The sequence below is a fragment of the Klebsiella sp. WP8-S18-ESBL-06 genome, from assembly GCF_014169755.1.
Lineage (GTDB): Bacteria > Pseudomonadota > Gammaproteobacteria > Enterobacterales > Enterobacteriaceae > Kluyvera > Kluyvera ascorbata_B.
Genome location: NZ_AP022256.1, coordinates 938,824 through 965,153, shown reverse-complemented (window position 1 = coordinate 965,153; position 26,330 = coordinate 938,824). Strand labels below are relative to the sequence as shown.

The window sequence follows — 26,330 nt, the reverse complement described above, 5'->3', positions numbered from 1 at the left end:
ACCCGGTGGGTTTATGCCGGGTCATCTTTTATTTTCAGGAGTTGTCATGGCAGGCGAACACGTCATTTTGCTCGATGAGCACGATAAACCTTCCGGTATTCTGGAGAAGTACGCCGCTCACACCCTTTCCACTCCGCTGCACCTTGCCTTCTCCTGCTGGTTATTCAACGAACGCGGCCAACTGCTGGTCACCCGCCGCTCTTTAAGCAAAGTCGCCTGGCCCGGCGTATGGACCAACTCGGTATGTGGCCATCCGCAGCAGGGCGAGACCTTTGAGCAGGCGATTATTCGCCGCTGCCGCTTTGAGGTGGGCGTTGACATTGCCGATATCACTGCTGTTGCTACCGAGTTTCGCTATCGCGCCGTCGCACCCAATGGCATCGTGGAAAACGAGGTGTGTCCGGTGTTCGCGGCGCGCGTCACCAGCCCCGTTCAGGCAAACCATGACGAAGTTATCGAATATCAGTGGGGCGAACTCGACGCTATTTTTGAGGCGCTGAAGCTGACGCCATGGGCCTTTAGCCCATGGATGGTGATGGAAGCGGCCGATGACAACGCGCGTCAGGCGCTTATTGCCTTCGCAGGCCGCTGAGTCGTTTCACAACCGTAGGCCGGACAACGCCATCCGGAAATCTGAGATGGTTCGCCTGATGGCGGCTTTGCCTTATCAGGCCTACGCAATACCGTTCATTTCGTTTCGCGCAGACATAAAAAAACCCGGCCAGGCCGGGTTTTTGCTTTTCGCTATTGCGATTATTTCACCGGACGCATCGCCGGGAACAGGATAACGTCGCGGATGGTGTGGCTGTTAGTAAACAGCATGACCATACGGTCGATACCAATACCTAAGCCCGCGGTCGGCGGCAGACCATGTTCCAGCGCGGTAACGTAGTCTTCGTCGTAGAACATCGCTTCGTCATCGCCCGCTTCTTTGGCGTTAACCTGATCCTGGAAGCGCTGCGCCTGGTCTTCGGCATCGTTCAGCTCGCTGAAACCGTTACCGATTTCGCGGCCGCCGATGAAGAATTCAAAGCGGTCGGTGATTTCCGGGTTCACGTCGTTACGGCGCGCCAGCGGAGAAACCTCTGCCGGATACTCGGTGATGAAGGTTGGCTGAATCAGGTGCGCTTCGGCAACTTCTTCGAAGATCTCGGTCACGATGCGGCCCAGGCCCCAGCTCTTCTCAACGTGAACGCCGATGCTTTCAGCAATGGCTTTCGCAGAGTCGAAGTTATCAAGATCAGCCATGTCAGTTTCCGGACGGTATTTCTTGATCGCTTCGCGCATGGTCAGTTTTTCAAACGGCTTGCCGAAGTCGAAGGTCTGATCGCCGTAAGGCACTTCAGTGTGGCCCAGAATATCCTGCGCCAGGGTGCGGAACAGCGATTCGGTCAGTTCGATCAGATCTTTGTAGTCCGCATACGCCATGTAGAGTTCCATCATAGTGAACTCAGGGTTATGACGAACGGAGATACCTTCGTTACGGAAGTTACGGTTGATTTCGAACACGCGTTCGAAGCCGCCAACCACCAGACGTTTCAGATACAGTTCCGGCGCAATACGCAGGTACATATCCAGATCCAGCGCATTGTGGTGGGTGATGAACGGACGGGCTGATGCGCCGCCAGGGATCACCTGCATCATTGGGGTTTCAACTTCCATAAAGCCGCGGCCAACCATGAACTGGCGAATACCGGCCAGGATACGGGAACGGACTTTAAAGGTATGGCGGGATTCATCGTTAGAGATGAGATCCAGGTAACGCTGACGATAGCGCGCTTCCTGATCCTGCAGACCGTGGAATTTGTCCGGCAGCGGGCGCAGCGCTTTGGTCAGCAGACGCAGCTCGGTGCAGTGAATAGACAGCTCGCCGGTTTTGGTTTTGAACAGCTTACCTTTAGCGCCCAGAATGTCGCCAAGGTCCCATTTTTTAAACTGTTCGTTGTACACGCCTTCCGGCAGATCGTCACGCGCAACGTACAGCTGAATGCGACCGCCGACGTCTTGCAGCGTAACAAAGGAGGCTTTACCCATAATACGGCGAGTCATCATACGACCCGCAACGGAGACTTCGATATTCAGCGCTTCGAGCTCTTCGCCTTCCTTACCATCGAATTCAGCGTGCAGTTGGTCAGAGGTACGGTCGCGACGGAAATCGTTCGGGAACGGGATGCCCTGCTGACGCAGTGCAGCCAGCTTCTCGCGGCGTGCCTTCATTTCGTTGTTAAGATCGACTACCTCGTCAGCGCCTTGTGCGTTTTGTTCAGACATGTTGGTTCCTCATAACCCTGCTTTCAAACTTGCTTCGATAAATTGATCCAGACTTCCGTCCAGTACCGCCTGCGTATTGCGGGTTTCAACCCCGGTGCGCAGGTCTTTAATGCGGGAATCGTCCAGGACATAAGAACGAATCTGGCTACCCCAGCCGATATCAGATTTGGTGTCTTCCATCGCCTGTTTTTCTGCGTTCTTTTTCTGCATTTCCAGTTCATAAAGCTTTGCTTTCATCTGCTTCATGGCCTGGTCTTTGTTTTTATGCTGGGAACGGTCGTTCTGGCACTGCGTCACAATCCCGGTCGGGATGTGGGTAATACGCACCGCAGATTCAGTACGGTTAACGTGCTGACCGCCCGCGCCGGAGGCACGGTAAACGTCGATACGCAGATCCGCCGGGTTGATGTCGATATCGATATCGTCATCCACTTCCGGGTAAACAAACGCGGAGCTAAAAGAGGTGTGGCGACGGCCGCCGGAATCGAACGGGCTCTTACGCACCAGACGGTGAACGCCGGTTTCGGTACGCAGCCAGCCGTAGGCGTAATCGCCGGAGATTTTAATGGTCACGGATTTAATCCCGGCCACTTCACCTTCGGACTCTTCGATAATTTCAGTTTTAAAGCCGCGCGCTTCTGCCCAACGCAGATACATGCGCTCAAGCATGCTTGCCCAGTCCTGCGCTTCAGTACCGCCGGAACCGGCCTGGATATCAAGGTAGCAATCGGCGTTGTCGTACTCGCCGGAGAACATACGACGGAATTCCAGCTGTGCCAGCTTATCTTCCAGCGTATCCAGCTCGGCAACGGCTTCGTTGAAGGTCTCTTCGTCGTCGGCTTCTACAGCCAGTTCCAGCAGGCCGGAAACGTCTTCCAGACCCTGCGTCATTTGATCGAGGGTATCGACAATCGCTTCAAGGGAGGAACGCTCTTTACCCAGCGCCTGCGCGCGTTCGGGTTCGTTCCAGACATCCGGCTGTTCCAGCTCGGCGTTTACTTCTTCCAGACGCTCTTTCTTAGCATCATAGTCAAAGATACCCCCTAAGAACGTTGGCACGCTCCGTGAGGTCCTGAATGCGATTATTTACCGGGTTTATTTCAAACATGGTCTATTTTCTTTTAATGGACGAGAAAAATGCGGTTATAAGAGCGGAATCTTAGCGGATTCCGGCCCTTAATTACAGTATAAGAGATGCTAAATTGGCCACAGATGTTCGATGATCAGCTGTAAGCTGCGGTTGCCACGAAACTCGTTGATGTCCAGCCTGTAGGCCAGCGTCACTTCGCGCACGCCGTTATCCGGCCAGGCGGCGGTGTCAACGTTAAAAGCAATACCGTCCAACAGCGGGCCGCCGCCGACCGGTTCAACCATTACCTTCAGGTGACGTTCACCCACCAGCCGCTGTTGCAGCAGGCGGAAACGGCCGTCAAACAGCGGTTCCGGGAACATTTGCCCCCATGGCCCAGCTTCGCGCAGCGCCTGCGCCGTCTCCAGCGTCATCTCTTGCGGGCTGAGTTCTCCGTCAGAAAGAATCTCGCCTTGCAGCAGCGCCGGATCCAGCCATTCGGTTACCAGCTCGCCAAAGCAGCGCTGAAACTCGTCAAATCGCGCTTCTTCCAGCGAGAGCCCGGCCGCCATCGCGTGACCGCCAAACTTCAGCATCAGCCCCGGGTATAGCGTATCCAGACGCTCCAGCGCATCGCGCATGTGCAGCCCCTGAATGGAACGCCCGGAGCCCTTAAGCTGGCCGTTGCCAGCCGGTGCAAAGGCGATCACCGGGCGGTGGAAACGTTCTTTAATGCGCGAGGCCAGAATACCCACAACCCCCTGATGCCACTCGGGATGATACATCGCCAGCCCGCCCGGCAACTCGGTGCGGCTGCGCTCAAGCTGCTCGCACAGGGTCAGCGCTTCCGCCTGCATCCCCTGTTCAATCTCTTTACGAGTCTGGTTTAAGGCGTCCAGTTCGTTCGCCAGTACGCGCGCTTCACCGAGGTTATCGCACAGCAGCAGCGCGACCCCAACCGACATATCGTCGAGGCGCCCGGCCGCGTTCAAACGCGGCCCAAGCGCAAAGCCCAGATCGCTGGCCACCAGCTTGGCCGCGTCGCGGTTGGCTATCTCCAGCAGCGCCTTAATGCCCGGGCGACACACGCCCGCCCGAATGCGGCTCAGGCCCTGCCAGGTCAGAATACGGTTATTGACGTCCAGTGGCACCACGTCGGCCACGGTGCCCAGCGCCACCAGATCGAGAAACTCAACGATTTTCGGTACAGCAATACCGCGAGACTCAAACCACCCTTTCTCTTTCAGATGGTTGCACAGCACCAGCATCAGATAAAAAGCAACGCCTACGCCCGCCAGCGATTTAGACGGGAACGGGCAGTCCACCAGATTTGGGTTAACCATCGCATCGGCGTTGGGTAATGTTTCACCCGGCAGGTGATGATCGGTAACCAGCACGGAGATCCCCAGCTCATGGGCACGATCGACCCCCGCATGGGAAGAGATCCCGTTATCGACCGTCATGATCATTTGCGCGCCGCGCGCGTGGGCCTGATCGACCACTTCCGGGCTCAGACCGTAGCCGTCTTCAAAACGGTTCGGCACCAGATACTCGACGGCGCGACAGCCCATGGCGCGCAGCGACAGCACGCTCAGCGCGGTGCTGGTGGCGCCATCGGCATCGAAGTCGCCCACGACCATAATGCGCAGGTTGTTCTCAAACGCATCATGCAGCATTTCGACGGCCTTCTCGACGCCGGTGAGCGTACGCCAGTGCAGCATACCCTTCAGCCCGCGTTCGAGTTCGTCCGGCGATTTTACGCCACGGCTGGCGTACAGCCGACGCAGCAGCGGCGAAAGCGCGTCGGGCAACGTGATGGCATCATCCACCACCCGACGGCGAAGTTGAGTCTGTTTTTTCACGCGAATTATTTACCGCTGGTCTGTTTCTGATGTTCGTCGAGGAACGCTTTCATCTCTTTCGGACCCTGATAGCCCGGCACCATGAAGCCATCGCTCAGCACGATTGCCGGGGTACCGGTTACGCCAAACTGCACGCCCAGCGCATAGTGGTTGGCGAGGTCGATATCACAGCTTGCCGCCTGGACGCCTTTGCCGTTCATCGCGTCATCGAACGCTTTATTCCGGTCTTTGGCGCACCAGATAGATTTCATGTCCTGCTCGGCCTGGCTTTGCACACCCTGGCGCGGGAAGGCCAGATAGCGCACGGTGATCCCCAGCGCATTGTAGTCTTTCATCTCTTCATGCAGCTTGTGACAGTAGCCGCAGGTGATGTCGGTAAAGACCGTAATGACATGTTTTTGCTGCGGCGCTTTGTACACAATCATCTCTTTTTCCAGCGCCTTCAGGTGAGTCATCAGTAGGGCATTGGTCACGTTAACCGGCTGGGCGCCGCTGACGTCGTACATCGGCCCCTGGATAATATGTTTGCCGTCATCGGTGACGTACAGCACGCCACTGTTGGTCAGCACGGTTTTCATTCCTGCCACCGGCGCAGGCTGAATGTCGGTGCTCTGCACGCCAAGCTTCGCCAGCGACTGCTTGATAGCGGCATCGTCAGCGTGCGCCAGACCGGAGAACGCCGCGGCCAGCAGGGTAAACATCATTAAACCTTTTTTCATATCCAATCCTTTTAAATCAGCATCATGCACGCGGATGGTGCTGTTGATGAAGTTGACGCAGCCGCTCGGTGGCGACGTGCGTATAAATTTGAGTGGTCGATAAATCGCTGTGCCCTAATAGCATTTGCACCACGCGCAGGTCCGCGCCGTGGTTGAGCAGATGCGTGGCAAATGCATGGCGTAACACGTGCGGCGAGAGCTTTTCGCTGTCGATTCCCGCCAGTTGAGCATAGTGCTTAATACGGTGCCAGAACGTCTGTCGGGTCATCTGCTGGGCCCGCTGGCTGGGAAACAACACGTCAATCGCCACGCCGTTCAGCAGCCACGGGCGGCCATGCTCCAGCCATTGTTCAACCCAGTAAATCGCCTCTTCGCCCAGCGGTACCAGCCGTTCTTTATTGCCCTTACCAATAACCCGCACCACGCCCTGACGTAGGCTGATATCGCTCATCGTCAGGCCTACCAGCTCCGACACGCGTAGCCCGGTGGCATACAGTACCTCAAGCATAGCTTTATCGCGCAGCTCCAGCGGCTGATCGACCAGCGGTGCCTGTAGCAGGCGCTCGACCTGTGCTTCGCTCAGATCTTTTGGCAGCCGCTGGGGTAGCTTGGGCGAGGCCAGCAGCGCGCTGGGGTCGTCCGGGCGAATTTTCTCACGGTAGAGATGCTGGAAGAAACGACGCATCGCGCTTAGCAAACGCGCTGAACTGGTCGCTTTGTAGCCGCCCTGCTGCCGCTCGGCGAGAAGGTTTTGCAGATCGTCGCTTTGTGCATTCTCCAGCGTCAGGCTGCGGTGCGCTAGCCATTCTACAACCATCGTCAGATCACGACGGTAGGCGCTAAGGGTGTTTTCCGCCAGATTTCGCTCCAGCCACAGCGCATCGAGAAACTGTTCGATTCGTGCAAGATCCTTATCCACTTCGAGCCCTCTGCGTGTTAAATCAGCACCATTATGCCTGAAACAAGCCCCTTTCTGGTACACTGACGGCATCGTCATCGCAAGAATCGAGAGCAGTACGTCATGAATATCGGTCTTTTTTATGGTTCCAGCACCTGCTACACCGAGATGGCCGCGGAAAAAATTCGCGACATTATCGGCCCGGAACTGATCACATTACACAATTTGAAAGATGACTCTCCGGCCTTAATGGAGCAGTACGACGTGCTCATTTTAGGCATCCCAACGTGGGATTTCGGTGAGATTCAGGAAGACTGGGAAGCGGTCTGGGCGCAGCTTGATACGCTGAATCTGACAGGCAAAATCGTCGCGCTTTACGGCATGGGCGACCAGCTTGGCTATGGCGAGTGGTTCCTCGATGCGCTGGGCATGCTGCACGACAAGCTGGCCACGAAAGGAGTGAAGTTCGTGGGCTACTGGCCGACCGAAGGCTATGAGTTTACCAGCCCGAAACCGGTTATCGCCGACGGCCAGCTGTTCGTAGGCCTCGCGCTGGACGAAACGAACCAGTACGATCTTAGCGACGAACGCATTCAAAGCTGGTGCGAGCAGATACTCGGCGAAATGGCCGAGCAGTTCTCCTGAAGCTAGTCTTTGGTGGCCGCGGGCTGCTGCATAAGTATCCGCCGCAGGTCGCGCCACTCTTCCGGATTCATGCTGTCCGCCGCGAGCCATAAATGCTGACGCCGCCCGCCAGGACGGCGAATCCGCAACATCATGCCGGAATTCAGCATCCACGGAGCCCCCTGAATATCCCACTCCTGATTACGCCAGCGCAGCCGGGAATCCATCAGTAGCTTAATTTCCCCCTGGTGGGAATGAATGCGCCGCTGGCTGCGAACGCAGTCAAACACCACCAGCGACAGCAAAATAAGCCACAGAGGGGTATAGCTCAACGGCCAGGGCATCAGCAGCACAAAAGCCGCCACCAGGCCGTGGAGCAATAAAGAGAGCCACTGTGAGCGCCAGGAGACGCGTAAATCAGATTGCCACAGGACCACGTTCCCGATTCCGTGTCTGAATAAGTTGCACCATGCGCTGGAGGTTAGCGTCAGCCGGTTTGCCGTGATTCATCAGCCAGTTAAAGAGATCAGGATCGTCGCATTCCAGCAGACGAATAAAGAGTGCTTTATCTTCGTCGCTCAGCGTGTCGTACTCGTGCTCAAAGAACGGCATGATGGAGATATCGAGTTCGCGCATACCGCGGCGGCATGCCCAGTGGATACGGGCTTTATTATTGATGTCCATAATTTCCTTCCAGCATTACGTTGAGTCTAGTTTAACGTGTTTTTTGCAGTTACTTTACTGGAATCTCACGTTCCGCGCGCCATATTCATAAAAAAAACCATGATAAATGAAAGGGATTCATATTATTACGAGCGGCTTCGCAGAACGCGCGGACGGCACAAAACGGCCATTAAAAGCGCTTGCAATGGCGGGCATCTCTTTTACCATGAGGCAATAAGCGCGTTACTCAATTCAGGATATCAATATGGCTTTTACTCCTTTTCCTCCGCGTCAGCCTGCCGCCTCCGCGCGTTTACCGCTGACGTTAATGACGCTTGATGATTGGGCGCTGGCGACCATTTCCGGCACCGACAGCGAAAAGTACCTGCAAGGCCAGGTGACGGCGGACGTCGCGCAAATGGATGCGCATCAGCACCTGTTGGTCGCCCACTGCGACGCCAAAGGTAAAATGTGGAGCAACCTGCGCCTGTTCTATTATCAGGACGGTTTTGCCTGGATTGAGCGCCGCAGCGTACGTGAAGCGCAGCTGACTCAGCTGAAGAAATACGCCGTTTTCTCGAAGGTGACCATCGCCGCCGCTGACGATCGGGTGCTGCTGGGCGTCGCCGGTTTCCAGGCGCGCGCCGCGCTGGCCAATCTTTTTGCCGAACTGCCGAGCGCCGAAAAGCCGTGTCTCCAGCAAAATGAAACTGCCCTGCTGTGGTTTGATCACCCGCAGGAACGTTTCCTTCTGGTCACCGATGCCGCCACCGCTGAGCGCGTAACCGATGCCCTGCGCGGCGAAGCTCAGCTCAATAACAGCCAGCAGTGGCTGGCGCTGGACATCGAAGCTGGTCTGCCGGTTATTGATGAAGCCAACAGCGCGCAGTTTATTCCGCAGGCCACTAACCTGCAGGCGCTGGGCGGCATCAGCTTTAAGAAAGGCTGTTATACCGGGCAGGAAATGGTCGCTCGTGCGAAATTCCGCGGTGCCAATAAGCGCGCGCTGTGGACGCTAACAGGAAAAGCCAGCCGCGTACCGCAGGCCGGTGAAGATTTAGAAATGCAGATGGGCGACAACTGGCGTCGTACCGGTACCGTGTTGGCCGCCGCACAGCTTGAAGACGGCCAGTTGCTGGTGCAGGTAGTGATGAATAACGATATGGAAGCCGATAGCGTGTTCCGCGTGCGCGACGATGCGTTTACGCTGAGCATCAAACCGCTGCCGTATTCGTTAGACGAAGAGTAACACAGGAATATGTCATAGGCCTGATAAGCATAGCGCCATCAGGCCATTCGGCGCAGGTTGCCGGATGGCGGCGTTGCCTTATCCGGCCTACACGACCCCGCGCGTCCGGATATCCCGTAGGCCAAGCGCAGCGCCATCAGGCAATTCGGCGCACATTGCCTATGCGTGTTGCCCCACATACAAATAAATCGCCAGGAAATGGCAGGCACTACCGCCCAGCACAAACGCGTGCCAGATGGCGTGGTTGTATGGAATGCGTTTGCAGACGTAGAAAATCACGCCCAGCGAGTACACCACCCCGCCTACCGCCAGCAGCGTGACGCCGCCAATCGCCAGCTTCACCGCCAACTGATACACCACAATCAGCGACAGCCAGCCCATCGTCAGGTAGGTCACCAAAGACAGCACCTTAAAGCGGTGCGCAATGGTCAGCTTAAACAGGATCCCCAGCAGCGCCAGGCTCCAGATAACAATCATCAAACCTCGCGCCAGCGGCGAGTCCAGGCCCACCAACAGGAACGGCGTATAGGTACCGGCAATCAGCAGATAAATGGCGCAGTGGTCAAATTTTTTGAGCCAGACTTTCGCCCGCTGCGAAGGAATGGCGTGATACAAGGTTGACGCCAGAAATAGCAGAATCATACTGCCGCCATACAGGCTATAGCTGGCTATCGCCGTGGCGCTGGCGTTGGCGTCAACCGCCTGAACCAACAGCAAAACCAGCCCGACGATCCCCAGGACCAGGCCGACACCATGACTAATGCTATTAGCAACTTCCTCAGCCAGAGAGTAACCCTGCTGAATGAGTGGTTTCTTATCCATTACGCGCTCCGGGCGAACGATAAATCAAGCAACGGCACTAGCGTAACTGAGAATAGTTCCAGTGAACACCTGTAAGCTAAAATAAAAAGATGATTTTTTGTAAATCCAATATAATCAATACGTTGTATATTTTATTCACCTAACAGATGTACATAATTTTACTCAATGCATTTAAATTCAATGACATAAAAAGTGTCTTCGCCGGGATAGATATCGGCAATAACCTGTTTCAGCTGCGGTAGCGTCATATTTTCCTGCTCAGCGTGGCGCTCGGTCAGCGTGTCCATGGTAACGGTCGACGTGGCCAGAACTTCAATCGTGCAGAAATAGCCGTCGTCTTCATAGCGCCCGACGCGCAAAATATCACCGGTTTTAAAATGAGATTCGGCCGCATCGCGCAGCGTGATGGTCTTGCGCCCGGCAACAATGTCATTCTGAAAGCGCTGAAAAAAAGTGATGTCGTTAGGCTGCATGGTATTATTCCCTATAGGTTTTCAAATTAACGAGTATCCGCCACCGTGAGCATGTTCTCCCACGCCGCTATTGCCAGCCTCAATAATCTTGAGATGATGGTCTACCAGTACGTGATCAAAAATCGCGACACGGTGATGTACATGACCATACGCGAACTGGCCGACGCAGCGGGCGTCTCCACCACCACGGTCATGCGCTTTTGCCGCAAGCTTCACTGTGAAGGCTACTCGGAGTTTCGCGTACGCTTCAAGCTCTATCTGGAGCAAGATGAGCCCCAGCAGGCTAATTTCGGTGCCAGTGAAATTATCAGTTTTTTCAAAGGCGTCAATAATGATGAGTTTGATAAACTGCTCGATCGCGCAGTCGAGGTTATTCTCGCCTCTGAACGTATTATATTCGTCGGAGCAGGCACTTCCGGTTCACTGGCAAAATATGGTGCACGTTTCTTTTCTAATATCGGGAAATTCAGCAACCATATCGACGATCCTTATTTTCCGGTGACTAACGACATGGCTAAAAACGCACTGGCGATCGTCCTTTCCGTTTCTGGTGAAACCGAAGAAATCCTGCGTTTCGCCAGCCAGTTCAGCCTGCATCGCTGCAAGGTTATGTCGATTACCAGCCATGAACACTCGCGCCTGGCGAAACTTGCTGACTTCAATATCTCCTGGCACGTACCGCAAACGCGTATTGGCGGTGTTTACGATATTACGACACAGATTCCGGTTATTTATATTCTGGAATCATTAGGCCGCAAACTGGCGAAGAAATTAGCATAAAAATACAGGGTGTTTTTTTGATGTAACATATACCCTACAGGGTAATTTGTTATATCGTGACATTTAATATTGCTTTGTTAGACTCAGATTTATTAAACACAATCAATGAGCATAGCAAAGATGAAAAAACTGACCTTACCGAAAGACTTTTTATGGGGCGGCGCAGTGGCAGCGCACCAGGTTGAAGGTGGCTGGAATAAAGGCGGCAAAGGCCCCAGCATCTGTGACGTGCTTACCGGCGGCGCTCACGGCGTTCCGCGCGAAATCACTCAGGAAGTGGTGCCGGGTAAATACTACCCTAACCATGAAGCCATCGACTTCCACGGTCATTACAAAGAAGACATCAAGCTGTTCGCGGAAATGGGTTTCAAGTGCTTCCGCACCTCTATCGCCTGGACGCGGATCTTCCCGAACGGCGATGAAACGCAGCCGAACGAAGAAGGGCTGAAGTTCTACGACGACATGTTCGATGAACTGCTGAAATACCATATCGAACCGGTTATCACCCTCTCCCACTTTGAAATGCCGCTGCATCTGGTTCAGCAATACGGCGGGTGGACCAACCGTAAAGTGGTCGATTTCTTTGTCCGTTTTGCCGAAGTCGTCTTCGAGCGCTATAAGCATAAGGTCAAATACTGGATGACCTTCAACGAAATCAACAACCAGCGCAACTGGCGAGCACCGCTGTTCGGCTACTGCTGCTCCGGCGTGGTTTATACCGAACATGAAAACCCGGAAGAAACGATGTACCAGGTGCTGCACCACCAGTTTGTGGCCAGCGCTCTGGCGGTTAAAGCCGCACGCCGTATTAATCCGGAAATGAAGGTGGGCTGCATGCTGGCGATGGTCGCGCTCTATCCGTTCTCCTGTAAACCGGAAGACGTAATGTTTGCCCAGGAATCCATGCGCGAACGCTATGTCTTCACTGACGTCCAGCTGCGCGGCTATTACCCAAGCTACGTGCTTAATGAGTGGGAGCGTCGCGGATTCAACATCAAAATGGAAGCGGGCGATGACGTTATTCTGCGTGAAGGTACCTGCGACTACCTCGGCTTTAGCTACTACATGACCAACGCCGTGAAGGCTGAAGGCGGCAGCGGCGATGCGATTTCCGGCTTTGAAGGCAGCGTACCGAACCCGCACGTCAAGGCGTCAGACTGGGGCTGGCAGATCGATCCGGTAGGTCTGCGCTACTCGCTGTGCGAACTGTATGAGCGCTATCAGAAGCCGCTGTTTATCGTGGAAAACGGCTTCGGTGCCTACGATAAAGTAGAAGAAGATGGCAGCATCAACGATGACTACCGCATCGACTACCTGCGCGCGCACGTTGAAGAGATGATCAAGGCGGTAACCTACGATGGCGTTGACCTGATGGGCTATACCCCGTGGGGCTGTATCGACTGCGTCTCGTTCACCACCGGGCAGTACAGCAAGCGTTATGGCTTTATCTATGTCAATAAGCATGATGACGGCACGGGCGATATGTCGCGTTCCCGGAAGAAGAGCTTTGAGTGGTATAAAGCAGTGATTGCCAGCAACGGCGAGAATCTGTAAGCAGGTTTCCCCTCACCCTAACCCTCTCCCCAAAGGGGAGAGGGGACCGATAGTGCAAATGCTGACGTTCGGTTTTCTCCCTCGCCCCTTTGGGGTGAGGGAAACGGCACCACACTACTTCCCGCCCGCCAGCTCAATAAAACTTCCCGTCACGTACGACGCCTTCTCACTCAACAGCCAGACAATCGCCTGCGCCACCTCTTCCGGCTGGCCACCGCGCTGCATTGGCAGCACCGACTTCACACGGTCAACGCGCCCCGGTTCCCCACCATCGGCATGCATTTCGGTGTAAATAAATCCAGGGCGCACACCGTTCACGCGGATTCCCTGCGCCGCCACCTCCAGTGATAACCCTGTGGTCAGCGTATCAATCGCGCCTTTCGACGCAGCATAATCCACGTACTCCCCCGGAGAACCAAGGCGCGCAGCCGCCGATGAGACGTTCACAATCGCCCCGCCCTTTCCGCCGTGGGGTATCGCCATGCGCTTTACCGCTTCCCGACAGAACAGGAAATAGCCGGTGACGTTGGTGGTTAACACCCGATTAATGCGTTCAGCGGTTAACGCCTCTACGCGGCTTTGCGTAAACAATATCCCGGCATTATTAACCAGTGCCGTCAGCGGCTCCGGCTGCGCGTCGAGCTGGGCAAACATCGCCTCCACCTGCGCTTCATCGCCAATATCCGCCTGAACGACAAAGGCCTTGCCACCCTGCGCAATAATCGCCGCCACCACCTCGCTGGCGGCGGCTTCGTTGCGATGATAATTCACCGCTACCGTATACCCTTCCTGCGCCAGCTGTAATGCCGTCGCCTTGCCGATTCCCCGGCTAGCGCCGGTGACCAATGCCAGTGCCATACGTTTCTCCCAAAAAATAAAGGCGCCGCAGCGCCTTTAAAAGATAGTGCAATCAAATGATTACTGGTATTCAGTCATGGGTACACAGGAGCAGAACAGGTTACGGTCGCCGTAAACGTCATCAAGGCGTTTCACCGTCGGCCAGTACTTGTTCGCCGCGCCCGCCGGGAAGACCGCCAGTTCACGGCTGTAGCCGTGGTTCCACTCCGCCACCAGCTCATTCTGCGTGTGCGGCGCGTTGACCAGCGGGTTATCTTCCAGCGTCCATTCACCCGCTTTTACGCGGTCAATTTCACCACGAATCGCCAGCATCGCGTCAATAAAGCGGTCGAGCTCGGCTTTGCTTTCCGATTCAGTCGGTTCGACCATCAGCGTGCCCGCTACCGGGAAGGACATGGTCGGCGCATGGAAACCGTAGTCAATCAGGCGCTTAGCAATATCCAGCTCGCTGATGCCGGTTTCTTCTTTCAGCGGGCGGATATCCAGAATACATTCGTGCGCCACGTGGCCCTGGCTGCCGGTATACAGCACCGGGTAGGCGTCTTTCAGGCGCGTAGCAATGTAGTTGGCGTTAAGGATCGCCACCTGGCTTGCCTGTTTCAGCCCTTCCGCACCCATCATGCGGATGTACATCCAACTGATGGGCAGAATGGACGCGCTGCCGAACGGTGCAGCGGATACCGCGCCCTGACGGGTCAACATACCTTCAATATGCACCACGCTGTGGCCCGGCACGAACGGCGCCAGATGCGCTTTCACGCCGATAGGGCCCATACCCGGGCCGCCGCCACCGTGCGGAATGCAGAAGGTTTTGTGCAGGTTGAGGTGCGAGACGTCCGCGCCAATAAAGCCCGGAGAGGTGATACCGACCTGGGCGTTCATGTTCGCCCCATCGAGATAAACCTGGCCGCCGAACTGGTGCACAATTTCGCACACTTCACGGATCGTTTCTTCATAGACGCCGTGGGTGGACGGATAGGTCACCATAATGCAGGACAGGTTTGCCGCGTGCTGCTCTGCTTTCGCGCGCAAATCCGCCAGATCGATGTTACCGTTTTTATCACAGGCCACGACCACCACCTGCATCCCCGCCATCTGCGCGGAGGCCGGGTTAGTACCATGCGCCGAACTTGGAATCAGGCAGATATCACGATGACCGTCGTTGCGGCTTTCGTGGTAGTGACGAATCGCCAGCAGGCCCGCATACTCGCCCTGAGCACCGGAGTTCGGCTGCATGCACAGCGCGTCGTAGCCGGTCAGTTTCACCAGCCACTCGGAAAGCTGACCGATCATCTGATGGTAACCTTCGGCCTGATCAATTGGGCAGAATGGGTGCAGCTCGGCAAATTCAGGCCAGGTGATCGGGATCATTTCCGCCGCGGCGTTCAGCTTCATCGTGCAGGAACCCAGCGGGATCATCGCCTGGTTCAGCGCCAGATCTTTACGCTCCAGAGAGTGCATATAGCGCATCATCTCAGTTTCGCTATGGTAGCGGTTAAAGACCGGGTGGCCGAGGATCGCATCGTCACGCAGCATCGCCTGCGGAATTGAGCGACTATCCAGCGCCACGTCTTTATCGAGGGTGTCGATATCCAGACCATGGTTGTCGCCAAGGATCACGCTAAACAGCGCCAGTACGTCTTCGCGGGTGGTCGTTTCATTCAGCGTGATGCCCACTGCGTTATGAATATCGCTACGCAGGTTGATTTCCGCAGCCTGCGCACGCGCCAGGACCGCGGCTTTGTCTGCCACTTCCACACACAGCGTGTCAAAGAAGTGCGCATAGCGCAGCTTCTGCCCTTTTTGCTGCAGGCCGGTGGCTAGAATATCGGTCAGACGATGAATACGGTTCGCGATACGCTTCAGGCCCACCGGGCCGTGATAGACCGCGTACAGGCTGGCAATGTTAGCCAGCAGTACCTGCGAGGTGCAGATGTTGGAGTTCGCTTTCTCGCGGCGAATATGCTGCTCACGGGTCTGCATCGCCATGCGCAGCGCGGTATTGCCCGCCGCATCTTTCGATACGCCGATAATACGGCCCGGCATGGCGCGTTTGAATTCATCTTTCGCGGCAAAGAATGCCGCGTGCGGGCCGCCGTAGCCCATCGGGACGCCGAAGCGCTGAGCAGAGCCGAAGACAATGTCTGCGCCCTGTTTGCCCGGTGCGGTTAACAGCACCAGCGCCATAAAGTCAGCCGCGACGCTGACCACCACCTTGCGGGATTTCAGTTCGGCAATCAGCGCGCTGTAATCATGCACTTCACCGGTCGTACCAACCTGTTGCAGCAGCACGCCGAAGACATCCTGATGTTCCAGCGCCTTGTCGGCATCGTCGACAATCACATCAAAACCGAAGGTTTCCGCACGGGTGCGCACCACGTCCAACGTTTGCGGATGAACGTCTGCCGCCACAAAGAAACGGTTGGCGTTTTTCAGCTTGCTCACACGTTTAGCCATTGCCATCGCTTCAGCTGCGGCGGTCGCTTCATCCAGCAGGGAGGCAGAAGCCATGTCCAGACCGGTGAGATCCAACGTTACCTGCTGGAAGTTCAGCAGCGCTTCCAGACGGCCCTGCGACACTTCCGGCTGATACGGCGTATAGGCGGTGTACCAGCCCGGGTTTTCCAGCATATTACGCAGGATCACCGGCGGCAGCTGTACAGGCGCATAGCCCATGCCAATGTACGACTTAAAGCGCTTGTTACGACCGGCAATCGCCTTCAGCTCCGCAAGCGCGGCAAATTCTGTGGTGGCGTCACCTACCTGAGGCGGCGTAGCAAGCTGGATATCTTTCGGCACGATCTGTCCAATCAGTGCGTTTAATGAATCCGCGCCAACCGTTTTGAGCATCTCTTGCTGCTGCTGGGCATCCGGCCCGATGTGACGTTCAATAAACGCGCCACGGTTTTCAAGCTGGCTTAAAGTCTGTGTCATGTGCGATGTTCCTGAAACGTGCGGTGAATCGTGATTGTCTAACTGACCTGCCCGGTGGCGCTTCGCTTACCGGGCCTACACGATGCAGGCCGGATAAACGCAGTGCCATCCGGCACAACCTTACTCGTCTTCTAATAATGCTTCGTATGCGGTCGCATCCAGCAGCGCGGCCACTTCCGCTTCGTCGCTGGCTTTGATCTTGAAGATCCAGCCGCCCGCATACGGTTCACTGTTGACCAGCTCCGGCGAGTCACCCAGTTCGTCGTTCACGGCAACGATCTCACCGCTGATTGGCGCATAGATGTCGGATGCCGCTTTAACGGACTCCGCTACCGCACAGTCGTCGCCCGCGCTAACGGTCGCGCCCACTTCCGGCAGGTCAACGAAGACCATATCGCCCAGTAATTCCTGCGCGTGCTCGGTAATGCCAACGGTATAGCTGCCGTCCGCTTCTTTGCGCAGCCACTCGTGTTCTTTACTGTATTTCAGTTCTGCTGGTACGTTGCTCATCAAAAAATCTCCAGAATAAAAAGGGCTTACGCGACGGCCTTGCCGTTACGCACAAAAATAGGTTTTGTCACTTTGACCGGCATTTCGCGGTTGCGGATCTGCACGATCGCCGTCTCGCCGATCCCTGCCGGGACGCGAGCCAACGCAATACTATGGCCTAAGGTTGGCGAGAAAGTCCCGCTGGTGATCACACCTTCGCGCGCATTGCCGTTCGCATCGGTAAAACGTACCGGCAGTTCGCCGCGCAGTACGCCTTTCTCGGTCATCACCAGACCAACCAGCTGCTCGGTGCCTTTTTCGCGCTCCAGTTCCAGCACGTCGCGACCAATAAAGTTGCGGTCAGCGGGCTCCCAGGCAATGGTCCAGCCCATGTTAGCCGCCAGCGGGGAAACGCTTTCATCCATTTCCTGACCGTAGAGGTTCATACCCGCTTCCAGACGCAGCGTATCGCGCGCGCCCAGCCCGCATGGCTTCACGCCCGCCTGAACCAGCTGCTGCCAGAAATCTGCCGCCTGTTCTTTCGGCAGCGCAATTTCATAGCCAGCTTCGCCGGTATAGCCGGTCGTCGCGATAAAGAAGTCACCGGCCTGCACGCCAAAGAACGGCTTCATGCCTTCAACCGCATGGCGCTGCGCGTCGCTAAACAGCGTGCCCGCTTTTTCCTGCGCGTGCGGCCCCTGCACCGCGATCAGCGACAGGTCGTCACGAACGGTGATATCAATGGCATAGGGTTCAGCGTGTTGGGTAATCCAGGAGAGGTCTTTTTCGCGAGTGGCAGAGTTAACAACAAGGCGGAAGAAATCATCGGTGAGGTAGTAAACGATAAGGTCATCTATCACGCCGCCTGACGCATTTAGCATGCCGCTGTAGAGCGCTTTGCCCGGCTTAGTCAGCTTCGCGACGTCGTTTGCCAACAGATAGCGAAGGAACTCGCGGGTGCGCGGGCCGTGTAGGTCAACGATGGTCATATGCGACACATCGAACATCCCGGCATCGGTACGCACCGCGTGATGCTCATCAATCTGCGATCCATAGTGCAGCGGCATCATCCAGCCGTGGAAATCTACCATGCGCGCGCCACATAACACGTGCTGGTCATACAAAGGCGTTTGTTGAGCCATCATGTCCTCGTTGAATATATCGCACCACAAAACCCAACGCCGACGCCTGTCCAGGCACCGACGCAAACGTTCTCTTTTCCCTGAACTTACCACCGAACACCGTGGTAAACCATCATGAAAAAAGGGGCATCACATTAGCTTATGGCTAAAAGGCGAGAAAAAGCATACAGAGGAATCAACTGGTAAAAAGCGAATTCCACCACATTTAATTAACAACAATGGTTAACAATTCAGCATAAGATAATATTTCCTGCGAAAAACAGGGCGACTTTCCCGTAACATAAAAAATGACGGATTAATAAATCTAATGCGAAAAAAGAGGTGAAATTAGAATTTTTCAAATGAGGGGAAAGGCTCCCGGTAGAACCACCGGGAGTAAAAGTGTGAGCGACTTAACGAAGCCACTCCGGCAGGTCATTCAGGCCCATCGCTTGACGAATAAGCTGCGGTTTGACGCCGGGTAGCGTATCCGCGAGCTTCAGGCCAATATCACGCAGCAGCTTCTTCGCGGGGTTTTCACCGGCAAACAGTTCGCGGAAGCCCTGCATTCCCGCCAGCATCAGCGCAGCGCTGTGCTTACGGCTGCGCTCATAGCGACGCAAATAGAAATGCTGGCCGATATCTTTCCCCTGCGTATGCAGGCGCTTGAGCTCGTCAATCAGCTCGGCGGCATCCATAAAGCCGAGGTTCACCCCCTGCCCGGCCAGCGGATGAATGGTGTGCGCGGCGTCACCCACCAGCGCCAGACGGTGCGCGGCAAACTGCCGCGCGTAGCGACCGGTAAGCGGATAGACCTGACGCTCGCTTTCCACGCGGCACAGCCCTAAACGGTTATCGAAGGCGATATTCAACGCTTTGTTAAACTCAGCTTCGTCAGCCTGCTGCATCCGCTGCGCCTCTTCCGGCGACAGCGACCAGACAATCGAGCAAAGATGGGGATCGCTGAGCGGTAAGAAGGCCAGAATACCATCACCGTGGAAGCTCTGGCGCGCAACGGCTTCATGGGGGGCATCTGTACGAACGGTGGCGACCAGCGCATGATGGCGATAATCCCAGAAGGTCAGCGGAATATCGGCTTTACTACGCAGCCAGGAGTTGGCGCCATCGGCTCCCACCACCAGACGCGCGGTCAACATTCCGCCGTCTTTCAACGTCAAAAACGCTTCGTTTTCGCCCCAGACCACTTGCTGCAGTTCCGCGGGGGCCATCAGCGTGATATCCGCGCTGCGCTCGGCTTTCTGCCACAGCGCGTGATGGATAACCGCATTTTCAACGATATGTCCCAGATGGCTGTAGCCCATGCTGCGATCGTCAAACGCAATGCGGCCAAAGCTGTCTTTGTCCCACACTTCCATGCCGTGATAACGGCTGGCACGCTGCGCGACAATCGCCTGCCAGACATCGAGCTTTGACAACAGCTTTTCGCTGCCGGCATTAATAGCGGACACGCGAAGCGCAGGCGGCGCATCGGCGGCGAGCGCCTGCGGCAGCGATTGCTCCAGCACCGCCACCCGCAGGCCGCTGCCCTGTAAACCGCAGGCTACCGCCAGCCCAACCATACCACCGCCTACGATGGCAACATCAACACTTTGCACATTAACTCCTTACAGCTCTTAACGGGCGACCCAGCCCAGCGTCCGCTGCGCCAGCACATCGCGTGCAGGGGTAAATAATTCCATCGCCATCAGCCCCGCATTGCGCCCCGCAACCAGCGGCGCCCAGCGGTTAGCAAACAGGTGCACCAGCCCATCGGTTACGCCAATGGTAGCGGCTTTATCTTCTGCCCGCTGGCGCTGATACTGGCAGAGCAGCGCATAATCGCCGATATCTGCGTGAGCAGCGTTGGCCTGCGCCAGATTCTCCGCCAGCGTCATCACATCGCGCAGACCAAGGTTAAAGCCCTGCCCGGCGATCGGATGCAGCGTCTGCGCGGCGTTCCCCACCAGCGCCAGACGATGGGACACCGTGCGTGTAGCGGTGGTCAACGATAGCGGATAAACGCTGCGTGCCCCCGCGTGGGTAATACGGCCTAAGCGCCAGCCAAACGCGCGCTGCAGCTCGTCGCAGAAGCGCGCGTCGGACCAGCCCAATACCTCATCATGTTTCGAGCGGGGGTGGCACCACACCAGCGAACAGCGGTTTTGCGACATCGGTAGCATCGCCAGCGGCCCGTATTCAGTAAAGCGTTCGAATGCGCGCCCCTGATGCGCAACAGCGGTGGTGACGTTAGCAATCACCGCCAGTTGGTTATACGGCTCTTGCTGCCAGTGAATGCCGCAACGTTCGCCCAGCATAGAGCGTGAACCGTCAGCGGCCACCAGCAGCTTACCGTGTAGCGTGTCACCATTATCGAGCGTAACGTTTACGCCGTCGGCCCGGCGCTCAACCTGCGTCACCCGCGAGGGGCAATGTAGCGTGACGCCGCGCGCCTTGCGTAGCAGGCTAAACAATCGCAGCCCGACTTCGTGCAACTCGACCACGTTGCCCAGCGCAGCCAGCCGATAATCGGCCGCGTCCAGCGTGACGAACCCGGCATGGCCACGGTCGCTCACATGAACGGTGGTTATCGGCGTGGCGCAGTCGGCAATCGCCTGCCAGAGATCGATCTTCGACAGTTGCTGGCAGGTTCCCGCCGCCAGCGCGATGGCCCGAGCGTCAAAGCCCGGATGCCGCGCGGCGTTGATATCTGCCGCTTCAATCACGTGCACCGGCAGACGGCCCGACGTCAGATGCGATACCGCCAGCGCCAGCGTCGCGCCGGTCATCCCGCCGCCGACAATAATCAGGCTCATGGCTGGCGCGCCGCCGCCATCAGCGCTTCGATAGCATCGGCGTCCTTCACCACGCTGGCCGTGAGGTTTTCATTGCCGTTTTCGGTAATCAGAATGTCGTCTTCGATACGAATACCAATGCCGCGATACTCCGCCGGGACGTCCGCATCCGGCGCGATATACAAACCCGGTTCAACGGTCAGTACCATGCCCGGCTCCAGCACGCGGGAACGCTCTGCGCCGTACGCACCTACATCATGCACATCCAGCCCCAGCCAATGGCTCAGACCGTGCATAAAGTACGGGCGGTGGGCATTGTCGGCAATCAGTTGGTCGACTTCACCGTGGAGAATCCCCAGTTTCTGCAGACCGGTAATCATGATACGTACCACTTCCGTGGTTACTTCCTGAATGGACGTACCGGGGCGATACAGCTCCAGCGATTTGTACAGCGATGCGAGCACGATATCGTAGATAGCGCGCTGGGCAGGCGTAAACTTACCGTTTACCGGGAAGGTCCGGGTGATATCGCCGGCATAGCCTTTGTACTCACAGCCAGCATCAATCAGCACCAGATCGCCATCACGCAGCTCCGATTCATTTTCGGTGTAGTGCAGAATGCAGCCGTTTTCACCGCCGCCCACGATAGTGTTGTAGGACGGATAGCGCGCGCCATGACGCGTAAACTCGTGCAGGATCTCGCCTTCGAGCTGGTATTCAAACATCCCTGGGCGACATTTTTCCATCGCGCGGGTATGCGCCAGCGCGCTGATTTCCCCGGCGCGACGCAGGATGTCAATTTCTTCGCCGTCTTTGAACAGGCGCATTTCATGCACCATCGGACGCCAGTCAATCATCGAGTCCGGCGCGGTCAGGTTCTGGCGCGAACCTTTGCGCAGCTTATCCAGCGCGGTGAAGACTATCTCATCCGCCCAGGCGTATTCGCCCTGCGCGTGATAAATCACGTCGAGGCCGTTCAACAGCTGGAACAGCTGCTGGTTGACTTCGCTGAACGCCAGCGCGCGGTCTACGCCCAGTTTTTCCGGCGCGGCATCCTGCCCAAGGCGACGGCCGAACCAGATTTCTGCCGTCAGATCGCGAACACGGTTGAACAACACGCTGTGATTGTGGGTGTCATCGCTTTTAATCAGCACCAGCAAGGCTTCCGGCTCATTGAAGCCCGTGAAGTACCAGAAATCGCTGTTCTGGCGATAAGGATACTCAGAATCCGCACTACGCGTGACTTCTGGCGCGGCAAAAATCAGCGCCGCGCTGCCAGGCTTCATTTGCGCCAGCAGTTGCTGACGGCGGCGGAGAAACGCTTGCTGTGTCATGACATCTCCTTTCAATCCCTTCGCGCTCCGACATGCAGAGCAGGTGTTGTGATTAGTGTAATGTTGGCTTCTGGACTTCCGGGGCCGTCGGCTGCGGATGCGTGAAGGTATCGTGGCACAGCAGCGCCGCTACGCGAACGTATTCGATAATTTCTTCCAGCGACATTTCCAGCTCTTCCTGATCTTCATCTTCTTCATAGCCAAGCTGTGCAATATTACGCAGATCGTCAATCGCTTCGCCCGTCTCACCTTTCACTTTATCCAGCTTCGGCTGCACCATGCCCAGCCCCAGAAGGAAGTGATTCACCCAGCCAGAGAGCGCATCGGCGCGGTCAAAGACGCTGACGTCATCGCCGTCAGGCAGATAAAGCTGAAAAAGGAAGCCATCATCTTCCAGCGAGTCGCTGGTCGCTGAATGCATGGAACGCAGCGATTCGGCCAGCTCGTGGCCAAACGCCAGTCCTTCGTTAGTCAGGTCGTGAACCAGCGGCTGCCATGAGCTATCTTTGTTTCCGCCGCAGAGCAGACCGCTGATCAGACCGTGCATTTCCGCAGGCGTCAGGCCTACCCCTTGTTGGTTTAACAGCTGGTTCAGTAGGGTGTAACCAGGCATTTCGTTCTGTATAGACATGCGCATTCGTCATTGTTGGGTGGAATTCATGGTATGCTACCACTTTGGACCCTGGAGACACCAGAAAAGGGCTTGTATCTTCTTACCAGGGTAGCTATAGTGTCGCCCCTTCACATCCTGAGAGTGAAGGACGCGCAGTCAATCAGCAGGAAGGTGGCATGTCTGCACAACCCGTCGATATCCAAATTTTTGGCCGTTCACTACGTGTGAATTGCCCGCCTGAACAAAGAGATGCTTTGAATCAGGCCGCGGACGATCTGAATCAGCGGTTGCAAGATCTGAAAGAACGCACTAGAGTCACAAATACTGAGCAGCTGGTTTTCATCGCCGCGTTGAACATCAGCTACGAGTTAACTCAGGAAAGGGCAAAGACGCGTGACTATGCTTCAAGCATGGAACAGCGCATTCGGATGCTTCAACAGACCATTGAACAGGCATTGCTTGACCAGGGTCGCATATCCGATAAGTCTGCACCCAACTTTGAATAACACTTTGCAGTTTACTGTGGTAGAGTGACTGTGAAGACAAAATTTCTCTGAGATGTTCGCAAGCGGGCCAGTCCCCTGAGCCGATATTTCATACCACAAGAATGTGGCGCTCCACGGTTGGTGAGCATGCTCGGTCCGTCCGAGAAGCCTTAAAACTGTGACGACGCATTCACCTTGAACCAAGGGTTCAAGGGTTACAGCCTGCGGCGGCATCTCGGAGATTCCCCTTCTACCTACCCGGTCTTATGACGCACTCATCTGAGCAACAAAACTCCCGACAACATATTCGCCAGGTCATCCGGCAACGTCGTCGTGCGCTCACGCTCCAGCAACAAATTTTGTACGGCGAACAGGCCGCCGATCGCATGATGGCATGGCCTCCCGTTGTGATGGCAAAAACCGTGGCGCTGTTTCTGTCTTTTGATGGCGAACTCGACACACAGCCGCTTATTGAGCAGCTGTGGCGCGCGGGTAAACGGGTCTACCTTCCAGTGCTTCATCCGTTCAGCCCCGGTAACCTGCTGTTTCTGCATTATCATCCGCACAGCGAACTGGTGGTCAACCGCCTGAAAATTCGGGAACCAAAGCTCGACGTGCGCGATGTGCTACCGCTCGATCAACTGAATGTGCTGATTACGCCGCTGGTCGCCTTTGATCAACAAGGACAGCGCCTGGGGATGGGCGGTGGCTTTTACGACCGTACGCTGCAAAACTGGCGTCAGCATGGTATCCAGCCCGTCGGCTATGCCCACGATTGTCAGTTAGTTGACGCATTGCCGATTGAAGAGTGGGATATTCCCCTACCCGCCGTGGTCACACCGTCGAAAGTGTGGCAGTGGTAAGCATTTTCTGCCGATTGACATCGATTCTTTTTTGACCTAAATTCCTCGGTAAAGGGTGAGGGAGGCGAACCTCCCTCCTGCGTTCATACTGTTAATATGCTGGGTGAGCGATGATTAACAGAATCAGCAGTATGATGACGAGTCTCATCATTGTCCCTTTCCTTTCAAGGCCCCTGCTTCGGTAGGGGCTTTGCCGTTTCAGCCCCATGCTGAGCCCCCATCGTAAATCCCTTTTTCCGGTACACAATATGAGGCAGGGCCTTTAATCACCGCTTGCGGCGAGGCTCGTAAATGGGATGTATACGTTGCAGGAAAGAGAAACGAAAACGGGCAGGCCAATGGCCTGCCCGTTTGGCTGGAAAAGATAAAAATTAGTACAGCAGACGCGCGCGAACGGTGCCCGGAATCGCCTTCATGCTCTGCAGCGCTTTCTGCGCCACGTCCTCTTCGGCTTCAATATCGATAACCACGTAACCCATCTGCGGAGTCGTTTGCAGGTACTGTGCCGCGATGTTAACCCCCTGCTCCGCGAAAATCTGGTTCAGCGCGGTCAGCACGCCCGGGCGGTTTTCGTGAATATGCAGCAGACGGCGACCACCGTGCAGCGGCAGCGACACCTCCGGGAAGTTAACGGCAGACAGCGTCGAGCCGTTATCGGAGTACTTAATCAGTTTACCCGCCACTTCCAGACCGATGTTCTCCTGCGCTTCCTGGGTTGAACCGCCAATGTGCGGAGTCAGGATAACGTTGTCGAACTCGCACAGCGGCGAGGTAAACGGCTCGCTGTTGGTCGCCGGCTCGGTCGGGAAGACGTCAATGGCCGCCCCAGCCAGGTGCTTACGCGCCAGCGCGTCACACAGCGCAGGGATCTCAACCACGGTTCCGCGAGAGGCGTTGATCAGCAGCGAACCCGGTTTCATCAGCGCCAGTTCTTCTGCGCCCATCATATTTTTAGTCGAGGCGTTTTCCGGCACGTGCAGGCTCACCACATCGCTCATGTTCAGCAGGTCAGAAAGGTGCTGCACCTGGGTGGCGTTGCCCAGCGGCAGTTTGCTTTCGATATCGTAAAAATAGACGTGCATCCCCAGCGATTCTGCCAGAATACCCAGCTGGGTGCCGATATGGCCGTAGCCGATGATCCCCAGCTTTTTACCGCGCGCTTCATAGGAGCCCGCAGCCAGTTTGTTCCATACGCCGCGATGCGCTTTGGCGTTCGCTTCCGGAATGCCGCGCAGCAGCAGCAGCAGCTCGCCGATGACCAGCTCCGCCACGGAACGGGTATTTGAGAACGGCGCGTTAAATACCGGCACGCCGCGCTGAGCGGCCGCCTTCAGGTCAACCTGGTTGGTGCCGATGCAGAAACACCCTACCGCCACCAGCTTCTCAGCGGCGGCAAAAATTTCTTCTGTCAGATGAGTACGGGATCGCAGACCAATGAAATGGGCATCACGGGCAGATTCCTTCAGCTGCTCGCTGTCCAGCGCGCCTTTGTGGAATTCGATATTGGTGTAACCTGCTACGCGAAGGCTATCCAGCGCTTTCTGGTGCACGCCTTCAACCAGCAGAAATTTAATTTTGTCTTTTTCCAGTGATACCTTAGCCATTTTCCCGTCCCGTCTTTGTTTTACTGATGTTGTGGTGAACGAAAGTTCACCTAAGCAACATATCAAAAAAAATTATTGCGGCAATATGAACGTTTGCGTCGGCGTCATGAAGAAGGCTCACGCAGAGGAAAAAGCCAGCATAAAATGCTGAACGACTGGATAAACGTGGGATGTTAATCAGGCAGGAGAGTGAAATGTGACACAAGTCACCGAATACAGCCTCAATAAAAAAAATAGGGGAATTTATGCTTCC

The 26,330-nt window shown here is 56.0% G+C and carries 26 protein-coding genes and 1 other RNA gene; 8 read left to right on the top strand and 19 right to left on the bottom strand.

Annotated features, from left to right (window positions below; translation table 11 throughout):
* The first annotated feature begins 46 nt into the window (after positions 1 to 46).
* Positions 47 to 592: an isopentenyl-diphosphate Delta-isomerase gene (gene idi, locus H7R76_RS04680; RefSeq protein ID WP_106925798.1), complete on the top strand. Its 546-nt coding sequence runs from the start codon at positions 47 to 49 to the stop codon at positions 590 to 592.
* A gap of 161 nt (positions 593 to 753) precedes the next feature.
* On the opposite strand, the gene lysS is transcribed toward idi, so the two are convergent.
* The 5 genes from lysS to xerD form a co-directional block, all read right to left on the bottom strand.
* Positions 754 to 2,271 carry a lysine--tRNA ligase gene (gene lysS / locus H7R76_RS04675; protein ID WP_182930058.1) on the bottom strand — a complete coding sequence of 506 codons (1,518 nt, stop codon included), beginning with the start codon at positions 2,269 to 2,271 and terminating at the stop codon, positions 754 to 756.
* Between the two features lie 9 nt (positions 2,272 to 2,280).
* A protein-coding gene (gene prfB, locus H7R76_RS04670; RefSeq protein ID WP_106925794.1) for a peptide chain release factor 2 occupies positions 2,281 to 3,379 on the bottom strand; the annotation gives its coding sequence in 2 pieces (ribosomal slippage) (positions 2,281 to 3,303 and positions 3,305 to 3,379; 1,098 coding nt in all).
* Positions 3,380 to 3,468: 89 nt separating this feature from the next.
* Positions 3,469 to 5,202, bottom strand: coding sequence for a single-stranded-DNA-specific exonuclease RecJ (gene recJ / locus H7R76_RS04665; RefSeq protein WP_182967073.1), 1,734 nt, complete (start codon positions 5,200 to 5,202; stop codon positions 3,469 to 3,471).
* 5 nt (positions 5,203 to 5,207) lie between these two features.
* Positions 5,208 to 5,921, bottom strand: a complete 714-nt coding sequence (gene dsbC, locus H7R76_RS04660) for a bifunctional protein-disulfide isomerase/oxidoreductase DsbC (RefSeq protein ID WP_106925789.1) — start codon at positions 5,919 to 5,921, stop codon at positions 5,208 to 5,210.
* A 22-nt stretch (positions 5,922 to 5,943) separates the two neighbouring features.
* Positions 5,944 to 6,840, bottom strand: a complete 897-nt coding sequence (xerD, locus tag H7R76_RS04655; RefSeq protein WP_106925787.1) for a site-specific tyrosine recombinase XerD — start codon at positions 6,838 to 6,840, stop codon at positions 5,944 to 5,946.
* 102 nt (positions 6,841 to 6,942) lie between these two features.
* On the opposite strand from xerD, the gene fldB reads away from it, so the two are divergent.
* Positions 6,943 to 7,464 carry a flavodoxin FldB gene (fldB, locus tag H7R76_RS04650; RefSeq protein ID WP_106925785.1) on the top strand — a complete coding sequence of 174 codons (522 nt, stop codon included), beginning with the start codon at positions 6,943 to 6,945 and terminating at the stop codon, positions 7,462 to 7,464.
* Between the two features lie 2 nt (positions 7,465 to 7,466).
* Here the strand turns inward: fldB and H7R76_RS04645 are convergent, their stop codons facing one another.
* Together H7R76_RS04645 and sdhE are read right to left on the bottom strand one after the other, a co-directional pair.
* Positions 7,467 to 7,880: a protein YgfX gene (locus H7R76_RS04645; protein WP_106925783.1), complete on the bottom strand. Its 414-nt coding sequence runs from the start codon at positions 7,878 to 7,880 to the stop codon at positions 7,467 to 7,469.
* Positions 7,861 to 8,127 (bottom strand): FAD assembly factor SdhE, encoded by a 267-nt coding sequence (gene sdhE / locus H7R76_RS04640; protein ID WP_106925781.1) that lies wholly within the window; start codon positions 8,125 to 8,127, stop codon positions 7,861 to 7,863. The genes H7R76_RS04645 and sdhE overlap by 20 nt, the downstream gene beginning before the upstream one ends.
* A 244-nt stretch (positions 8,128 to 8,371) precedes the next feature.
* Between sdhE and ygfZ the strand changes: the two genes are divergently transcribed.
* Positions 8,372 to 9,355 carry a tRNA-modifying protein YgfZ gene (ygfZ, locus tag H7R76_RS04635; protein ID WP_182967071.1) on the top strand — a complete coding sequence of 328 codons (984 nt, stop codon included), beginning with the start codon at positions 8,372 to 8,374 and terminating at the stop codon, positions 9,353 to 9,355.
* A gap of 159 nt (positions 9,356 to 9,514) precedes the next feature.
* Here the strand turns inward: ygfZ and trhA are convergent, their stop codons facing one another.
* Both trhA and yqfB read right to left on the bottom strand, forming a co-directional pair.
* On the bottom strand, positions 9,515 to 10,177 hold the full coding sequence (gene trhA, locus H7R76_RS04630; RefSeq protein ID WP_182967070.1) for a PAQR family membrane homeostasis protein TrhA: 663 nt from the start codon (positions 10,175 to 10,177) through the stop codon (positions 9,515 to 9,517).
* Between the two features lie 158 nt (positions 10,178 to 10,335).
* Positions 10,336 to 10,650 carry a N(4)-acetylcytidine aminohydrolase gene (gene yqfB / locus H7R76_RS04625; protein WP_106925775.1) on the bottom strand — a complete coding sequence of 105 codons (315 nt, stop codon included), beginning with the start codon at positions 10,648 to 10,650 and terminating at the stop codon, positions 10,336 to 10,338.
* Between the two features lie 51 nt (positions 10,651 to 10,701).
* Here yqfB and H7R76_RS04620 point away from each other — a divergent pair, with 51 nt between their 5' ends.
* Both H7R76_RS04620 and bglA read left to right on the top strand, forming a co-directional pair.
* Positions 10,702 to 11,430 (top strand): MurR/RpiR family transcriptional regulator, encoded by a 729-nt coding sequence (locus H7R76_RS04620; protein ID WP_106925773.1) that lies wholly within the window; start codon positions 10,702 to 10,704, stop codon positions 11,428 to 11,430.
* Positions 11,431 to 11,550: 120 nt separating this feature from the next.
* Entirely contained in the window at positions 11,551 to 12,984 is a 1,434-nt protein-coding gene (gene bglA / locus H7R76_RS04615; protein WP_106925771.1) for a 6-phospho-beta-glucosidase BglA, read from the top strand.
* Between the two features lie 114 nt (positions 12,985 to 13,098).
* On the opposite strand, the gene H7R76_RS04610 is transcribed toward bglA, so the two are convergent.
* The 8 genes from H7R76_RS04610 to H7R76_RS04575 all read right to left on the bottom strand — a co-directional run bounded on the left by H7R76_RS04610 (position 13,099) and on the right by H7R76_RS04575 (position 23,143).
* On the bottom strand, positions 13,099 to 13,842 hold the full coding sequence (locus tag H7R76_RS04610; RefSeq protein WP_182967068.1) for an SDR family oxidoreductase: 744 nt from the start codon (positions 13,840 to 13,842) through the stop codon (positions 13,099 to 13,101).
* 60 nt (positions 13,843 to 13,902) lie between these two features.
* Entirely contained in the window at positions 13,903 to 16,776 is a 2,874-nt protein-coding gene (gcvP, locus tag H7R76_RS04605; RefSeq protein ID WP_182967066.1) for an aminomethyl-transferring glycine dehydrogenase, read from the bottom strand.
* 120 nt (positions 16,777 to 16,896) lie between these two features.
* The gene (gcvH, locus tag H7R76_RS04600) at positions 16,897 to 17,286 is read right to left on the bottom strand and encodes a glycine cleavage system protein GcvH (RefSeq protein ID WP_052281990.1); all 390 of its coding nucleotides are present in this window, start codon (positions 17,284 to 17,286) and stop codon (positions 16,897 to 16,899) included.
* A gap of 26 nt (positions 17,287 to 17,312) precedes the next feature.
* Positions 17,313 to 18,407 (bottom strand): glycine cleavage system aminomethyltransferase GcvT, encoded by a 1,095-nt coding sequence (gene gcvT, locus H7R76_RS04595; protein ID WP_106925765.1) that lies wholly within the window; start codon positions 18,405 to 18,407, stop codon positions 17,313 to 17,315.
* Between the two features lie 392 nt (positions 18,408 to 18,799).
* Positions 18,800 to 20,002 (bottom strand): FAD-dependent 2-octaprenylphenol hydroxylase, encoded by a 1,203-nt coding sequence (gene ubiI, locus H7R76_RS04590; protein WP_182930053.1) that lies wholly within the window; start codon positions 20,000 to 20,002, stop codon positions 18,800 to 18,802.
* 18 nt (positions 20,003 to 20,020) lie between these two features.
* Complete coding sequence (gene ubiH / locus H7R76_RS04585) at positions 20,021 to 21,199, bottom strand: 2-octaprenyl-6-methoxyphenyl hydroxylase (protein ID WP_182967064.1); 1,179 nt, start codon at positions 21,197 to 21,199, stop codon at positions 20,021 to 20,023.
* Positions 21,196 to 22,512, bottom strand: a complete 1,317-nt coding sequence (gene pepP, locus H7R76_RS04580) for a Xaa-Pro aminopeptidase (protein WP_106925759.1) — start codon at positions 22,510 to 22,512, stop codon at positions 21,196 to 21,198. The genes ubiH and pepP overlap by 4 nt, the downstream gene beginning before the upstream one ends.
* A gap of 52 nt (positions 22,513 to 22,564) precedes the next feature.
* Positions 22,565 to 23,143, bottom strand: a complete 579-nt coding sequence (locus H7R76_RS04575; RefSeq protein WP_106925757.1) for a YecA/YgfB family protein — start codon at positions 23,141 to 23,143, stop codon at positions 22,565 to 22,567.
* A gap of 158 nt (positions 23,144 to 23,301) precedes the next feature.
* On the opposite strand from H7R76_RS04575, the gene zapA reads away from it, so the two are divergent.
* The 3 genes from zapA to H7R76_RS04560 all read left to right on the top strand — a co-directional run bounded on the left by zapA (position 23,302) and on the right by H7R76_RS04560 (position 24,473).
* Positions 23,302 to 23,631, top strand: coding sequence for a cell division protein ZapA (gene zapA / locus H7R76_RS04570; protein ID WP_064542733.1), 330 nt, complete (start codon positions 23,302 to 23,304; stop codon positions 23,629 to 23,631).
* 41 nt (positions 23,632 to 23,672) lie between these two features.
* Positions 23,673 to 23,856: non-coding RNA, 6S RNA (gene ssrS, locus H7R76_RS04565), on the top strand.
* A gap of 20 nt (positions 23,857 to 23,876) precedes the next feature.
* Positions 23,877 to 24,473: a 5-formyltetrahydrofolate cyclo-ligase gene (locus tag H7R76_RS04560; RefSeq protein WP_106925755.1), complete on the top strand. Its 597-nt coding sequence runs from the start codon at positions 23,877 to 23,879 to the stop codon at positions 24,471 to 24,473.
* A gap of 91 nt (positions 24,474 to 24,564) precedes the next feature.
* Here the strand turns inward: H7R76_RS04560 and H7R76_RS25100 are convergent, their stop codons facing one another.
* A complete protein-coding gene (locus H7R76_RS25100) occupies positions 24,565 to 24,624 on the bottom strand; it encodes a type I toxin-antitoxin system Ibs family toxin (protein ID WP_353654619.1) in 60 nt (19 codons plus the stop codon).
* A 220-nt stretch (positions 24,625 to 24,844) separates the two neighbouring features.
* Positions 24,845 to 26,077 (bottom strand): phosphoglycerate dehydrogenase, encoded by a 1,233-nt coding sequence (gene serA / locus H7R76_RS04550; protein WP_182967062.1) that lies wholly within the window; start codon positions 26,075 to 26,077, stop codon positions 24,845 to 24,847.
* Positions 26,078 to 26,330: the final 253 nt, after the last annotated feature.

Bases quoted from the DNA above. Each gene is read 5' to 3' on its own strand.
- idi (WP_106925798.1), top strand. From the start codon at position 47: ATGGCAGGCGAACACGTCATTTTGCTCGATGAGCACGATAAACCTTCC.
- lysS (WP_182930058.1), bottom strand. From the start codon at position 2,271: ATGTCTGAACAAAACGCACAAGGCGCTGACGAGGTAGTCGATCTTAAC.
- dsbC (WP_106925789.1), bottom strand. From the start codon at position 5,921: ATGAAAAAAGGTTTAATGATGTTTACCCTGCTGGCCGCGGCGTTCTCC.
- fldB (WP_106925785.1), top strand. From the start codon at position 6,943: ATGAATATCGGTCTTTTTTATGGTTCCAGCACCTGCTACACCGAGATG.
- sdhE (WP_106925781.1), bottom strand. From the start codon at position 8,127: ATGGACATCAATAATAAAGCCCGTATCCACTGGGCATGCCGCCGCGGT.
- ygfZ (WP_182967071.1), top strand. From the start codon at position 8,372: ATGGCTTTTACTCCTTTTCCTCCGCGTCAGCCTGCCGCCTCCGCGCGT.
- trhA (WP_182967070.1), bottom strand. From the start codon at position 10,177: ATGGATAAGAAACCACTCATTCAGCAGGGTTACTCTCTGGCTGAGGAA.
- yqfB (WP_106925775.1), bottom strand. From the start codon at position 10,650: ATGCAGCCTAACGACATCACTTTTTTTCAGCGCTTTCAGAATGACATT.
- H7R76_RS04620 (WP_106925773.1), top strand. From the start codon at position 10,702: ATGTTCTCCCACGCCGCTATTGCCAGCCTCAATAATCTTGAGATGATG.
- bglA (WP_106925771.1), top strand. From the start codon at position 11,551: ATGAAAAAACTGACCTTACCGAAAGACTTTTTATGGGGCGGCGCAGTG.
- H7R76_RS04610 (WP_182967068.1), bottom strand. From the start codon at position 13,842: ATGGCACTGGCATTGGTCACCGGCGCTAGCCGGGGAATCGGCAAGGCG.
- gcvP (WP_182967066.1), bottom strand. From the start codon at position 16,776: ATGACACAGACTTTAAGCCAGCTTGAAAACCGTGGCGCGTTTATTGAA.
- gcvH (WP_052281990.1), bottom strand. From the start codon at position 17,286: ATGAGCAACGTACCAGCAGAACTGAAATACAGTAAAGAACACGAGTGG.
- gcvT (WP_106925765.1), bottom strand. From the start codon at position 18,407: ATGGCTCAACAAACGCCTTTGTATGACCAGCACGTGTTATGTGGCGCG.
- ubiH (WP_182967064.1), bottom strand. From the start codon at position 21,199: ATGAGCCTGATTATTGTCGGCGGCGGGATGACCGGCGCGACGCTGGCG.
- pepP (WP_106925759.1), bottom strand. From the start codon at position 22,512: ATGACACAGCAAGCGTTTCTCCGCCGCCGTCAGCAACTGCTGGCGCAA.
- H7R76_RS04575 (WP_106925757.1), bottom strand. From the start codon at position 23,143: ATGTCTATACAGAACGAAATGCCTGGTTACACCCTACTGAACCAGCTG.
- zapA (WP_064542733.1), top strand. From the start codon at position 23,302: ATGTCTGCACAACCCGTCGATATCCAAATTTTTGGCCGTTCACTACGT.
- H7R76_RS04560 (WP_106925755.1), top strand. From the start codon at position 23,877: ATGACGCACTCATCTGAGCAACAAAACTCCCGACAACATATTCGCCAG.
- serA (WP_182967062.1), bottom strand. From the start codon at position 26,077: ATGGCTAAGGTATCACTGGAAAAAGACAAAATTAAATTTCTGCTGGTT.